This window comes from Micromonospora sp. WMMD998 (genome assembly GCF_029581235.1).
Classification (GTDB): Bacteria; Actinomycetota; Actinomycetes; order Mycobacteriales; family Micromonosporaceae; genus Micromonospora.
Map to the genome: position 1 here is coordinate 1896442 of NZ_CP120740.1, position 13229 is coordinate 1909670.

The 13229-nt window shown below is 71.7% G+C and carries 13 protein-coding genes and 1 other RNA gene; 10 read left to right on the forward strand and 4 right to left on the reverse strand.

The features are described 5' to 3' along the window. Window positions 1-59 precede the first annotated feature (59 nt). Entirely contained in the window at window positions 60-287 is a 228-nt protein-coding gene (locus O7619_RS09035) for a helix-turn-helix domain-containing protein (RefSeq protein ID WP_281584827.1), read from the reverse strand. A 197-nt stretch (window positions 288-484) separates the two neighbouring features. Between O7619_RS09035 and O7619_RS09040 the strand changes: the two genes are divergently transcribed. Next, a complete protein-coding gene (locus tag O7619_RS09040; protein ID WP_282286952.1) occupies window positions 485-994 on the forward strand; it encodes a hypothetical protein in 510 nt (169 codons plus the stop codon). Window positions 995-1012: 18 nt separating this feature from the next. Here O7619_RS09040 and O7619_RS09045 read toward each other — a convergent pair whose 3' ends face one another. Next, complete coding sequence (locus O7619_RS09045) at window positions 1013-2032, reverse strand: hypothetical protein (protein ID WP_282286953.1); 1020 nt, start codon at window positions 2030-2032, stop codon at window positions 1013-1015. Between the two features lie 391 nt (window positions 2033-2423). Between O7619_RS09045 and pruA the strand changes: the two genes are divergently transcribed. The 8 genes from pruA to O7619_RS09085 all read left to right on the forward strand — a co-directional run bounded on the left by pruA (window position 2424) and on the right by O7619_RS09085 (window position 9877). Next, the gene (gene pruA, locus O7619_RS09050) at window positions 2424-4052 is read left to right on the forward strand and encodes an L-glutamate gamma-semialdehyde dehydrogenase (protein WP_282286954.1); all 1629 of its coding nucleotides are present in this window, start codon (window positions 2424-2426) and stop codon (window positions 4050-4052) included. Between the two features lie 154 nt (window positions 4053-4206). Next, window positions 4207-4722: a PadR family transcriptional regulator gene (locus tag O7619_RS09055; protein WP_282286956.1), complete on the forward strand. Its 516-nt coding sequence runs from the start codon at window positions 4207-4209 to the stop codon at window positions 4720-4722. Between the two features lie 45 nt (window positions 4723-4767). Continuing rightward, window positions 4768-5889 carry a peptide chain release factor 2 gene (gene prfB / locus O7619_RS09060; protein ID WP_281584822.1) on the forward strand — a complete coding sequence of 374 codons (1122 nt, stop codon included), beginning with the start codon at window positions 4768-4770 and terminating at the stop codon, window positions 5887-5889. Window positions 5890-6007: 118 nt separating this feature from the next. Next, complete coding sequence (gene ftsE / locus O7619_RS09065) at window positions 6008-6688, forward strand: cell division ATP-binding protein FtsE (RefSeq protein ID WP_013284225.1); 681 nt, start codon at window positions 6008-6010, stop codon at window positions 6686-6688. A 67-nt stretch (window positions 6689-6755) separates the two neighbouring features. Next, a complete protein-coding gene (ftsX, locus tag O7619_RS09070) occupies window positions 6756-7631 on the forward strand; it encodes a permease-like cell division protein FtsX (RefSeq protein WP_281584821.1) in 876 nt (291 codons plus the stop codon). 108 nt (window positions 7632-7739) lie between these two features. Next, a complete protein-coding gene (smpB, locus tag O7619_RS09075) occupies window positions 7740-8219 on the forward strand; it encodes an SsrA-binding protein SmpB (RefSeq protein ID WP_281584820.1) in 480 nt (159 codons plus the stop codon). A gap of 106 nt (window positions 8220-8325) precedes the next feature. Next, window positions 8326-8701, forward strand: a transfer-messenger RNA (tmRNA) gene (gene ssrA, locus O7619_RS09080). Window positions 8702-8911: 210 nt separating this feature from the next. Next, on the forward strand, window positions 8912-9877 hold the full coding sequence (locus O7619_RS09085; RefSeq protein ID WP_282286957.1) for a hypothetical protein: 966 nt from the start codon (window positions 8912-8914) through the stop codon (window positions 9875-9877). 54 nt (window positions 9878-9931) lie between these two features. Here O7619_RS09085 and mdlC read toward each other — a convergent pair whose 3' ends face one another. Together mdlC and O7619_RS09095 are read right to left on the reverse strand one after the other, a co-directional pair. Next, window positions 9932-11524, reverse strand: a complete 1593-nt coding sequence (gene mdlC / locus O7619_RS09090; RefSeq protein WP_282286958.1) for a benzoylformate decarboxylase — start codon at window positions 11522-11524, stop codon at window positions 9932-9934. A gap of 104 nt (window positions 11525-11628) precedes the next feature. After that, complete coding sequence (locus tag O7619_RS09095; RefSeq protein ID WP_282286960.1) at window positions 11629-12429, reverse strand: S-methyl-5'-thioadenosine phosphorylase; 801 nt, start codon at window positions 12427-12429, stop codon at window positions 11629-11631. Window positions 12430-12578: 149 nt separating this feature from the next. Between O7619_RS09095 and O7619_RS09100 the strand changes: the two genes are divergently transcribed. Continuing rightward, complete coding sequence (locus tag O7619_RS09100; protein WP_281590486.1) at window positions 12579-13169, forward strand: YqgE/AlgH family protein; 591 nt, start codon at window positions 12579-12581, stop codon at window positions 13167-13169. The last annotated feature ends 60 nt before the right edge of the window (window positions 13170-13229 follow it).

Here is a 13229-nt window from a genome sequence, read left to right on the forward strand (position 1 = left end):
AGATGCTCATCTTCGGGCACGACAACCGCGCGCGTCAATGGCCCACCGTCAGCGGAAGGTCACTCCATGTCGCGCTCGCCGAGCGGATTTCCGCGTACCCATTCCGCGGTCTCGGCGTACTTGCGCTCGATGTACTCCTCCAAGCGCGCGCGCTCGACCCGCCACTGACCCCGTCCACCGATCTTGATGGCGGGCAGCTCGCCGCTGCGCACCATGTGGTAGACCTGCGAGTCCGACACGTTCAGCTCGGCAGCGACGTCGGACAGCAACAGGAACCTCGACTCCACGGTGACTCCCGGGGTTGGTTTCGTTTGCCTCAGTTTGCCACCAGGCGGTGACACCTCCCAGGCCCCATTTCGGCGGACACACCGGCGGAACGCTTCTCCTTCCGCGGGGGCGGGTGTATGACGGTCACGGCGTACGGCATGATCGGCGCCCGGAGCCGGCACCCGCCGGCGAGCGGCGGAGAGTGCGGGGAGAGACCGTGACCGACGAGCTTGTCCGGGTGTACCTGCCGGCGACCGTTCCGATGCTCGCCCGGCTGCGCGACGAGGGCCTGAGCGTCGAGGCGGCGCACGCGGTCACCCCGGAGCTGCGCGAGTGGTACGCCGAGGGTGACGAGGAGGAGTTGGAGTACGTGGCCTTCACCCGGGCCGCCCAGGACGCGCTGCTCCTGCTGCGGGGCGATCCCACCGCCTCCCGCCGGCGGGTGGTGGTCTCGGCCGACCTGCCTGTCCGGGCGATCGGTCGACACGGCGGCGAGTTGGGCTCCAGCGTGGTGCGTCCGGCCGGGCCGGTGCCGGTGACGTCCATCGCCGCGATCCACGTGGACGGCGCGGAGGCGGCCGAGGACGTGGCCGCCGCCGTCGAGGTGGTGGCCGAGGCGCAGGCCGGTGACCCGGACGCCCAGTTCACCGTCGACGGCGTCGAGGACCACGAGCTGGAGTGGTACGACGTGACCGAGCTGGATCTGCTGCTGCGCCAGGTCGGCTGAGCCGGTCGGACGCCGGGCTCAGGACGCCGGCGTGTCGTCGTCGTCCTCGTCGGCGACGGCGCGTGGCCCGAGCGAGCGCCCGAAGACGATGAGCGTGGTGAGCGCGCCCACGAAGAGCACCCAGATCCCGTTGTCCACCCGGGAGGTGCCGAGAGCGGTCTGCGCCACCCGGTCGGCCTCGCTGAGCGCGGCGGCGAGGTCGAGCAGGCCGCGCCCACCGACGCGGATGATCACCTCGGTGAGCAGCAGGAGCAGGCCGGCCCCGGCGCCGGCCACCAGGTACGCCGGCCAGCGCAACGGCGACGCCGCACCGTCCCGGCGTTCCGCCCGCCGGCGCGACCAGGTCAGGTAGAGGTAGGCCACCAGGCCGGCGAGCAACCCGGCGAGCAGCGACTCCGTCCGGGACACCCACTTGGCGGCGTCGAGCACCGACTGCTGGGTCTCGCCGGCCCCGAACAGCTCGGAGAGCGGGTCCCGGGCCCGGCTGAACACCACCACGAAGACCTGCGCGGCGAGCGTGGCGGCGGCGAGACCGGCCACCACCCGCGCCTGGCGCGCGCCGGCCATCGCCCCGCCGATGATCGTGGCCGCCGCCGTGGTGCCGGCGATCGTGTTGGTGGTGGCGTTGTCGGCGTACGTCAGGTTGATCGCCACCGCGGCGGCGAGCCCGGCGAGCAGGCCGGCGCCGACGGTGGCCAGGAAGCGCAGCGAGACCCGGCCCAGCCGGTTGGTGGCCGCCAGGGCGACCGTGGCGCCGGTGACGAGCGCCGCGGTGATCACGCCGGGCAGCGCGTACGCGGAGAGGCTGATCGCGGTGACCCCGGCCGCGGTCGAGGTGATCGCCTCGCGGGTGGACCAGAGCATGGCCGCCAGCCAGGCGATCGACAGCAGCGCCAGCGGCAGCGCGGCCGGCGCGTACTCCGGTCGGCCGACCGCCGGCGCGCCCTCGCCCACGGACTTGTCGCCGCCGGCGGGCGGCGCGACGGCCTCGGGCTGGTCCGGCTCCGCGGCCGTGGAGCTGCCGGGCTGGTTGCTCATCGTCTCCCTTTCGACGGACGCCGGATCTCCCCGCGCCGGGCGGGCAGGTCACCGGCCACCCAGCGTACGCGGCGCGGGACGCTCTCCCGGGCGGGCGGCCCACCGCGCCGACGTGCCGGGCGGGTGGCGGGAGGGTGCCGAAGGATCGCATGCCGAGTGTGGCTGTCGCCGATGTTTCGTCGGTCGTGACGCGGTCGGGCCGAGGGTCCGGAGAATGCGGGTGCCGTCTGTCGTGTGATGCCGAGCCCGGTGCGCGCGGGCCGCGTGAAACAATCGGCGCAGGTCCCGCCGCCGCGACCGGTCCGCCGCGCGGTGTCCGGCACCCGACCGCCCGGTCGGTGCCCGCGGGTCCGGTTTCGCCATCGCCGTCGAGATCGCACAGGAGCCTGAGATGGACGCCGTCTTCTCCGTCCCCGAGCCGCGCAACGAGCCGGTACACACCTACGAGCCCGGCAGCGCCGACCGGGAGCGGCTCCAGCGGCGGCTGGCCGAGCTGGCCGCCGAGCGGATCGACCTGCCGATGACCATCGCCGGCGAGCAACGGATGGCCGGTGGCGCGTCCATCGACGTGGTCCAGCCGCACAAGCACGCCCACGTGCTCGGCGTCACCGGGCACGCCACCCACGACGACGCCCGCGCCGCGGTCGAGGCGGCCAAGGGCGCCGCCGGGATGTGGCGGGCGCTGCCGTTCGAGGAGCGGGCCGCGATCTTCCTGCGCGCCGCCGACCTGCTCTCCGGCCCCTGGCGGGACACGCTCAACGCGGCGACCATGCTCGGCCAGTCCAAGACCGCGGTCCAGGCGGAGATCGACGCGGCCTGCGAGCTGATCGACTTCCTCCGGTTCAACGTCCACTTCGCCCGCCGGCTCCTCGCCGAGCAGCCGCTGTCCTCGCCGGGCGTGTGGAACCGCTTCGACCACCGGCCGCTGGAGGGCTTCGTCTACGCGGTCACCCCGTTCAACTTCACCGCGATCGCCGGCAACCTGCCGTCCGCGCCGGCCCTGCTCGGCAACACCGTGGTCTGGAAGCCGGGCCCGACCCAGCAGTTCGCCGCGCACTTCACCATGCGACTGTTCGAGGCCGCCGGCCTGCCGCCCGGCGTGATCAACATGGTCACCGGGCGGGGCGAGGAGGTCTCCGACGTCGTCCTCGCCGACCCGGACCTGGCCGGCATCCACTTCACCGGCTCCACGAAGGTCTTCCAGCAGCTCTGGCGGACCGTCGGCGACAACATCGCCCGCTACCGGGGCTATCCCCGGCTGGTCGGCGAGACCGGCGGCAAGGACTTCGTGGTCGCGCACTCGAGCGCCGACGTGGACGCGCTGCACACCGCGCTGCTGCGGGGCGCCTACGAATACCAGGGGCAGAAGTGCTCGGCCGCCTCGCGGGCGTACGTGCCGCGGTCGATCTGGGAGGGTGGACTGCGGGACCGGCTCGCCGCGTCCGCGGACGCGCTCACCTACGGCGACGTGACCGACTTCAGCAACTTCGGCGGCGCGGTGATCGACGACCGGGCGTTCGGCCGGCACACCGCCGCGCTGGAGCTGATCAGGGGCGACGACTCCTGCCGGGTCCTGGCCGGCGGCACGGCCGACGACTCGGTCGGATACTTCGTCCGGCCGACGCTCTTCGAGTGCTCGGACGCCGCGCATGAGACGTTCACCACCGAATACTTCGGCCCGATCCTCGGCGTGCACGTCTTCGACGACGCCCGCTTCGACGAGGTGGTCGCCCAGGCCGAGTCGATCGCGCCGTACGCGCTCACCGGGTCGATCTTCGCGACCGACCGCCGGGTGGTCGACCAGGTGGCGGAGAAGATGCGGTACGCGGCCGGCAACTTCTACATCAACGACAAGCCGACCGGCGCGGTGGTCGGGCAGCAGCCGTTCGGCGGCGCGCGGGCCAGCGGCACCAACGACAAGGCGGGCTCCTGGCACAACCTGGTCCGCTGGACGTCGCCGCGGACGATCAAGGAGACCTTCGTCCCGCCGACCGACCACACCTACCCCCACATGGGCTGAGGTGTAAGGAGGGGCCCCTTCTTAACAGACGTCTGTTAAGAAGGGGCCCCTCCTAACATCTGTCGTCGGGGGACGGTGCACTTCGGACCGCCTGGGAGTGGCGAAAACGGCAAAACCTGGACGCCGGAGTCGACAAAGTGGCAGCTTAGAGGGCATGGCGGAATCCGGAGTCAACCCGACGGCGGCAGCCCTGCTCGGTCTGCTGCACGACGGCCCGATGACTGGCGGCCAGTTGATGGCCGCTGCCGAGCGCCGACTGGCGCCGTACTGGTCGATGACCCGCAGCCAGGTCTACCGGGAGCTTCCGGTCCTGGCCGAGAAGGGTCTGGTGCGGCTCGGCAAGCCCGGGCCGCGGATGAGCCAGCCGTACGCGCTCACGGCGGCCGGGAAACGGACATTCTCCCGCTGGTTGGCGGAGAATCCCGGCAAGGACACCATCCGCAACCCGATCGCGTTGCGGATGGCGTTCGGCAGCCTGCACTCGTCCAGCCAGCTCAAGAACCTGTTCGCCTCGGCGAACGAATACCACACCGAGGCGCTGGCGGCGGTCCGGGAGCAGGTCAAGAACGCGAAGAAGGAGGGCGACAACTACGACGCCAGCGCGCTGGAGTTCGCCGTCGCGTACCACCGGGCGGCGCTGTCCTGGCTGAAGACCGCGCCAGCCGGCTGACCACCTGCGACAAGTCGCCGGACGTACGCAGTAGTCTTGTCTGTCGTGACCGCTGCCGATTACGCCGAACAGCTCAAGGAACTCGACGCCACGCTGCGCAACATCGAGGCCGTGCTCGACCTCGACAAGCTGCGCGAGCAGAAGGCCCGCCTGGAGCAGGAGGCCTCCGCGCCCGACCTGTGGGACGACCAGGCCAAGGCGCAGCAGGTGACGTCGCAGCTGTCGTACGTCAACGGCGAGATCAACAAGCTGGGCGACCTGCGCTCCCGGCTCGACGACGCCGGGGTGCTGCTGGAGCTCGCCCAGGCGGAGTCCGACCCGGGCGCGCTGACCGAGGTCGAGTCGGAGATCACCGGGCTGACCAAGGCCATCCAGGAGATGGAGGTCCGCACGCTGCTCTCCGGTGAGTACGACTCCCGGGAGGCGCTCGTCGCCATCCGGGCCGGCGCCGGTGGGGTGGACGCCGCGGACTTCGCCGAGATGCTGCTGCGGATGTACCTGCGGTGGGCCGAGCGCCACGGCTACCCCACCGAGGTCTACGAGACCTCGTATGCCGAGGAGGCGGGCCTGAAGTCGGCCACCTTCACGGTGAAGGTGCCCTACGCCTTCGGCACGCTCAGCGTGGAGTCCGGCACCCACCGGCTGGTGCGGATCAGCCCGTTCGACAACCAGGGCCGCCGGCAGACCAGCTTCGCCGGCGTCGAGGTGCTGCCGGTGGTGGAGCAGACCGACCACATCGACATTCCCGAGAACGAGATGCGGATCGACGTCTACCGGTCCTCCGGGCCGGGTGGGCAGAGCGTCAACACCACCGACTCGGCGGTCCGGATCACCCACATCCCGACCGGCATCGTGGTCACCTGCCAGAACGAGAAGTCCCAGCTCCAGAACAAGGCCTCCGCGCTGCGGGTGCTCCAGGCCCGGCTGCTGGAGCGCAAGCGGCAGGAGGAGCAGGCCAAGATGGCCGGCCTGAAGACCGACGCCGCCGGGTCGTGGGGCGACCAGATGCGGTCGTACGTGCTGCATCCTTATCAGATGGTGAAGGATCTGCGTACCGAGCAGGAGACGGGCAATCCGTCCTCGGTCTTCGACGGTGAGCTGGACAGTTTCATCGAGGCGGGTATCCGCTGGCGGAAGCAGCAGCAACTCAGCGCTGACGGTGCGTGATCGCGGCCGGACGGAGTGCGTCATCGATCTCGGTCTGACCCGGTAAATCGATGACGCGCACCGCATCTGGGGGGCGTGGGGCTTGGCTCTGCGGTTACACCGCGTAGACTCTCGACCCGTGATTCAGCTTGAGCAAGTGACGAAGACGTACCCGAAGGCGTCCCGGCCTTCGCTCGACAACGTGTCCGTCTCGATCGAGAAGGGCGAGTTCGTCTTCTTCATCGGTCCATCCGGCTCCGGCAAGTCCACCATCATCAAGTTGCTGCTGCACGAGGTGACGCCCAACAAGGGCCGCGTCGTCGTCAACGGCAAGGACGTCACATCGATGCGTTCCTGGAAGCGACCCCACTTCCGGCGTTCGATCGGCTGCGTCTTCCAGGACTTCCGGCTGCTGCCGAACCGCACCGCGTACGAGAACGTGGCGTTCGCGCTCGAGGTGATCGGCAAGACGAAGGCGGTGGCCCGTCGGGTCGTGCCGGAGGTGCTGGAACTGGTCGGTCTCGGCGGCAAGGAGCACCGCTACCCGCACGAGCTCTCCGGTGGTGAGCAGCAGCGTGTCGCGGTGGCTCGGGCGTTCGTCAACCGGCCGCTGATCCTGCTGGCCGACGAGCCGACCGGAAACCTGGACCCGGACACCTCGATCGAGATCATGCGCCTGCTGGACCGGATCAACCGCACCGGCACGACCGTCGTGATGGTCACCCACGACTCCAACATCGTGAACCAGATGCGGCGCCGGGTGATCGAGATCGAGAGCGGCCGCATCGTGCGCGACCAGGCCCGCGGCGTCTACGGCTGAGCCGACCAGGCGACCCGTTGATCCCGACGACGAACACCTCACGCCGGAGAGCCGGAGGAATATCCCGATGCGGATGAAGTACGTCCTGTCCGAGGTACTGGTCGGACTGTGGCGCAACGTCACCATGACGATCGCCATGATCATCACCATGGCGGTGTCGCTGTTCATGCTGGGCGGCAGCGGCCTTCTCTACCAGAAGGTCGGCGACATGAAGGATCTCTACTACGAGAACGTCCAGGTCTCGATCTTCCTGAAGACCGACGTCCAGGAGCAGCAGCGCGCCGACCTGGAAAGCAAGCTCAACGCCGACCCGTTGGTCAAGGACGTCACGTACGTCAACAAGGACGAGGCGTACAAGCGCTTCCAGCAGATGTACGCCGACGCGCCGGACCTGGTGAACGCCGTCAAGCCCGACCAGCTCCCGGAGTCGTTCCGGCTCACGCTCAACGACCCGCAGCAGTACAAGCAGATCTACGACCAGTACAAGACCGCCGAGGGCATCGACACGATCGTCGACCAGAGCAAGCTGCTCGACAAGGTCTTCGGCGTGCTCACCGGCATCCAGAACGGCGCGCTGGCGCTGGCGATCGTGATGGCCGCCGCCGCGCTGCTGCTGGTGGCGAACACGATCCAGGTGGCTGCGTACAGCAAGCGGCGTGAGGTCGCGGTCATGAAGCTGGTCGGCGCGTCCAACTGGTTCATCCAGGCGCCGTTCGTGCTGGAGGCGGTGGTGGCCGGCCTGATCGGCTCCATCCTCGGCCTGGTCGCGCTGATCGGTGTGAAGACGCTGGCGGCCGGCAGTTCGATGGCGGCCCTGGAGGGGCTGATCACCCCGATCTCCTGGTCCGAGATCTTCCTGACCTTCCCGCTGATGGCCGCCGTCGGTGGCCTGGTCAGCGCGATCACCGCGTGGGTCACGCTCCGCTTCTACCTGCGGGTCTAGTTGCCCGTACGGCTCTCCGAGGGCCCTCCCGCGCCGGAATAAACGGCGCGGGAGGGCTCTTGTGGTTCCGGTAGCATGATCTTCAGTCGATCGAGAGGGGGTGGCGCCGTGCCACGGGAAAAAGGGCGCAAGGTGGTCGCCTCCAACAAGAAGGCGCGTCACGACTACGCCATCCTGGACACGTACGAGGCGGGCATGGCGTTGACCGGCACCGAGGTCAAGTCGCTGCGAGCCGGGCGGGCGTCGCTGGTCGACGCGTTCGCCCAGGAGCGCGACGGCGAGCTCTACCTGCACGGCATGCACGTCCCGGAGTACGCCCAGGGCACCTGGACCAACCACGAGCCCCGGCGCACCCGCAAGCTCCTGCTCAACCGGCTGGAGATCAACCGGCTGCTGGGCAAGCTCAAGGAGAGCGGTCTCACGCTGGTGCCGTTGCAGGTCTACTTCTCCGACGGCTGGGCGAAGGTGGAGATCGGCCTGGCCCGGGGTAAGAAGTCGTACGACAAGCGGCAGGACCTCGCCAAGCGGGACGCCGACCGGGAGATCGCCCGGGCGGCGGGCCGGCGCGGCAAGGGAATGGATGACTGAAAAGTCCGCTTCGTCTGGTTGTCGGCTCGGCGGGCCGGCCTCGGGATGAATTCGGTTGCGGCAGGCGTTAGGCTTGGTGGTGCTGCCGACAGGGGCAGCCCGTCGAGGGGGTGACTGGTTTCGACTTCGTACGCAGCGACAGGGGAAGCGAGCCGAGGAAGCCGACGTCGTCTCGAGAATCGGTCGTCGGAAACCAATAAGCGCCAAGAACAATCGCGCTGACTTCGCTCTCGCCGCCTGAGGCGAGTAGCAAGTCTGTCGGCCTGGGAGCGCCTTCGACCCAGTTAGCCGGCATCAGCTAGAAGGCTGGCCAATCGGACCCGGTCGCGGGGTCCGTGCGGCGAGATCAATCAGCGACTGGGCCCGTCACACCAACTTGCTCGCGTGAGCGGTGGGGCCGAGTAGAGGCATAGCGAGCTGCGCTCGGAGAAGCCCTGACAAACCGGCGAAGGACCCGGGTTCGATTCCCGGCACCTCCACCACCCTGTGCGCCCCGGTCCACCAGGACCGGGGCGCACACTCGTCCCGCCCCGCCCCCCCCACTCCGCCGTCCCCGCGCTTTCACGGAAAGAGTGGCTATGCGGCGCGAAACAGCCACTCTTTCCGTGAAAGCGTGCGCTCGGGGCGGGGCGGGGCGGGGCGGGGCGGGGCGGGGTGGGGAACCGGGGCGGGGGGTGGGGCGTCCAATCCGTATGCGCCGATCTGTCGCCCTGTTCGGGCTTCCGCTGCTGGTCCTCTCCGGTTGCGCCGCGCCCGGGGCCGGCACCGCGCCGCCCGCCGGCCCGGACCAGCCCGCCGCGTTCACCCAACGCGCCGAGGAGGTGGCCGGACGCTGGCAGCCGGGGCAGCAGTGGCACGACGGGTACGTCCCGCTCCAGGACGCCACCGTGCTCACCGGCGACCCGGGCCTCACCGGCGACACGAAGGTGGCGTTCAACGCCGGCTGGTATCGGGATCAGATAAAGATGCCGGCCGCCGTCCCGCCGGACGGGTCGATCCGGTTCCCCGACGGCGAGCTGCGGGTGCCGCTGATCAGCGCCGCCGACGCGTACGCGCAACTGGACCAGGGGGATCCGCCGCCTTGCGACGGGCGGCCCGGTGAACCGCGGACGTCCCGGCCCGGATCGCCGGAGCCGGGCGGGCCGACCGTCGAGCCCGGCCCGGAGGGCCCGGCGTCGACCACCGCCGCGACGCCCTGCATCCCGCTCACCGTGACCGCGGTGCGGCTGGGCAGCGCGCCGGTGTGGACCAGCCGGGGCCGGGCCGAGGTGCCGGCGTGGCTGTTCACCGTGGACGAGATGGCCGTACCGGTGGCCCGGCTCGCGGTCGCGCCGCGCGCGGTGGGCGCGGCGCCGAGCGGCGCGGCGGACGGCCGGCCGCTGCCGGGCGGCCTGGTCGCCGCGGAGGGGCTGCGGGCGGTGGCGGGCGACCGCCTCGACTACACCGTCGGTGTCGGCGCCTGCGACAGCGAGCCCACCCCGCTGGTGCTGGAACGACCGGACGTGGTGGTGGTCGGCGCCTCGGTGGTCCGGCCCACCGGCGTCTGCACCCTGCAACTCAAGATGGCGCCGGTGAGCGTCACGCTCGACGCCCCGCTCGGCGACCGCACCGTGCTCGACGTCGGCAGCGGCCTCCCGCTGACCGTCCGACCCGGCTGAGCCGCCCCGGCCGGGCCGCCTCGGCGGGGCCGCCCCGGCCGGGCCGCCCCCGGATCACAGGATCCGGGGCACCTCGGTGCTGATCGGCGCCGCCAGCACCGTGGGCCGGTCCGCGGCCAGCGCCTCGGCGAGCGCCGCGCCCAGCCGGTCCGGCGACACCACCTCGGCGGCACAGCCGTAGCCGCGCGCCACCGCGGTCACGTCCAGCCCGGGCAGGTCCAGCGCCGGCACGCCCGGCGTGTGCTTCAGCTCGGCGAACGCCTTGAGGATCGCGTACTGCCGGTTCACCGGGACCACGACGGGCAGCGGCAGCCGCAGCCGCGCCGCGGTCCACAGCGCCTGCACCGAGTAGTGGAACGAACCGTCGCCGATCACCACGACCACCGGGCGACCGCGCCCGCTGTCCCGCTCGGCGAGCGCCAGCCCCACCGCCGCCGGCAACCCGAAGCCCAGGCCGCCGCTGGCCATCGTGAAGTACGAGCGTGGCCGGTCGATCCGCAGCCGGCGACGCAACGCGGACAGGTTGGACGGCGACTCCTGCACCAGCACCCCGTCCGCCGGCCAGGCGGCGGCGAGCGCCACGAAGAGCGCGTCGGCGCTGGGCGGGTCCGCCGGCTCCGGTTCCGGCGGTGGCTCGCGGGGCGGCGGCGTGGGCCGGTCGCTCGGCGGCAGCAGCTCCCGCAGCGCGGCCATGGTCAGCCCGGCGTCACCGAGCAGGCTCTCCCCGACCGGGGCCCGACCCGCCTCGTCGGGGTCGTCGGTGACGTGCAGCAGCCGGGTGCCCTCGGGTAGGTAGTCGCCCGGCACGTGCGGGTAGTAGCGGAACACCGGCGCGCCGACCACGAGCACGGTGTCGTGTCCGCGCAGCGCCTCCGACAGCGGCCCGATCGCGTACGGCAGGACGCCCCGGAACAGCGGGTGGCGTTCGGGGAAGACGGCCCGCTCCGGCGCCGGGGCGGCCCACACCGGGGCGGCCAGCCGCTCGGCCAGCGCGACGGCCGCCGGCCACCCGCCGGCCCGGTCCACGGCGGCGCCCAGCACCAGCGCCGGGGCGCGGGAAGCGGCAAGCGCGGTGGCGAAGCCACGCAGCCGGTCCGGGTCCGGCCCGAACCGGGTGGCGACGGTACGCACCTGGGGCGGCGGGCCGGCGACGCGGTCCCAGTCGTCCATCGGCAGGGACAGGAAGACCGGCCCGGCGGGTGGTTGCACCGCCGTGGCGTACGCCCGCATGAAGGCCGCCGGAATGTCCTGCGCGCGCGGTGGCTCGTGGGCCCACTTGACGTACGGCTGGGCCAGCTCGACCGCCCGGGGGCTGGCCAGCCGGGGCTCGATCAGCAGCATCTCGCGGGTCTGCTGGCCGGCGCTGACGATCAGCGGGGTCCGGTTGTGCCAGGCGGTGACGAGGTTGCCCATGCCGTTGCCGGTGCCCGGCGCGGTGTGCAGGTTGACGTGGGCGGGTCGGCCGGTGCCCTGCGCGTAGCCGTCGGCCATCGCGACCGCCGACGCCTCCTGGAGCGCGTGCACATAGCGGAAGTCGGCCGGGAAGTCGGCCAGGAACGGCTCCTCGGTCGAGCCGGGGTTGCCGAAGACGGTGGTCAGCCCGAGCGCGCGCAGCAGGTCGTACGTGGCCTCGCGCACCGTCGCCATCGCCGGCTGCCTCCGTCCCGGGCCGCGGTGCCGGAGACGGCCCGGTGCGCAGCCCCCGACCCACCGAATCTAGCGGGCCGGGGCGGACTTTTCGGGCGCTTCGCTCAGGGCAGGGGGAACGGCAGGGTGATGCCGTCCAACGCGGCGCCGCAACGGCAGTCCCGCTCGGCGGGCAGCGCGGCGACCGCGTCGAGCAGCAGCCCACGCAGCCGGTCGGTGTTCTCCGCGAAGACGGCGAACACCTCCTCCTGGGTGACCTCCTCGCCCGCCTCGACACCCGCGTCCAGGTCCGTGACGAGCGCGATCGAGGTGTAGCAGAGCGCCAGCTCGCGGGCGAGCACCGCCTCCGGGTGCCCGGTCATGTTGACGACCGTGCCGCCGATCGAGGCGAACCAGCGTGACTCCGCCCGGGTCGAGAAGCGCGGCCCCTCGACCACCACCACCGTCCCGCCGTCCACCGCCGCCACGTCCCGGCCGGCCGCCGCCGACAGCAGCGTCCGCCGCCCGGCCGGGCAGTACGGGTCGGCGAAGGAGACGTGCACCGCGCCCCGGTCGTAGTAGGTCTGCGCCCGCCCGCTGGTGCGGTCGATCAACTGGTCCGGCACCACGAACGTGCCCGGCCCCAACTCCGGCCGGAGACCGCCGACCGCGCAGGGCGCCAGCACCTGGCGTACGCCGAGGGAGCGCAACGCCCAGAGGTTGGCGCGGTAGGGGATCCGGTGCGGCGGATGCCTGTGGTCGCGGCCGTGTCGCGGTAGGAACGCCACCCGGCGCCCGCCCACCTCGGCGACCGTGATCGGATCCGACGGCGCGCCGTACGGAGTGTCCACCACGTGCTCCACGCCGTCGAGCAGGGCGTAGAGACCCGACCCGCCGATCACCGCCAGTTCGGCCTCCGTCGCCATCCGATCCTCCCTCGATCCGTTGCGCTCACCCGCCGGTCAGACCTTAGCCAGCGGGCGGGACGCAAGCTATGGTGCGTGACATGGCGTTGACAGCGTGGACGGTCGACGGCGTCAGGCCCGCACGGGCGCACGGCTGACGGGTGTCGGACATGCAGGGTGAGGGGCAGGCGATCGGTGGCCGAGCCATGGAGTCGATGACCGGACGACTGCTGGTCGCGACGCCTGTGCTCAAGGACCCGAACTTCGACCGTACGGTCGTGCTTCTGGTCGCGCACGAGCCCGGCGGCGCCCTCGGCGTGGTGCTCAACCGGGCCACCGAGGTCGCGGTGGCCGACGTCCTCGGCGACTGGAGCGACCTGGCGCGCGACCCCGCGGTGCTCTTCGAGGGCGGCCCCGTGCAGCCCGACTCCGCCATCTGCCTGGCCCGGATGCGCCACCCGGTCAAGCCGGTCCGGGGCTTCCACCGGGTCTCCGGCGCGGTCGGCACCATCGACCTCTCGGTCGACCCGGAGAAGCTGCGGGACGCCGTCGGCGGGATCCGGGTGTTCGCCGGCTACTCCGGCTGGGGCGCCGGTCAGTTGGAGCGGGAGATCGAGGAAGGGTCCTGGTTCGTGCTTGACGCGCTCCCCGGCGACGCCTTCGTCGACCGGCCGGATGATCTCTGGCCGATGGTGCTGCGCCGGCAGGGCGGCATGATGGCGGCGGTGGCCCATTTCCCGCCGGACGTGGCGCTCAACTGACCCCGTCGCGTGGGGGACCCCCGCCAGATGACCATGCCGAGCGGCGTGTGTATAGTTCTT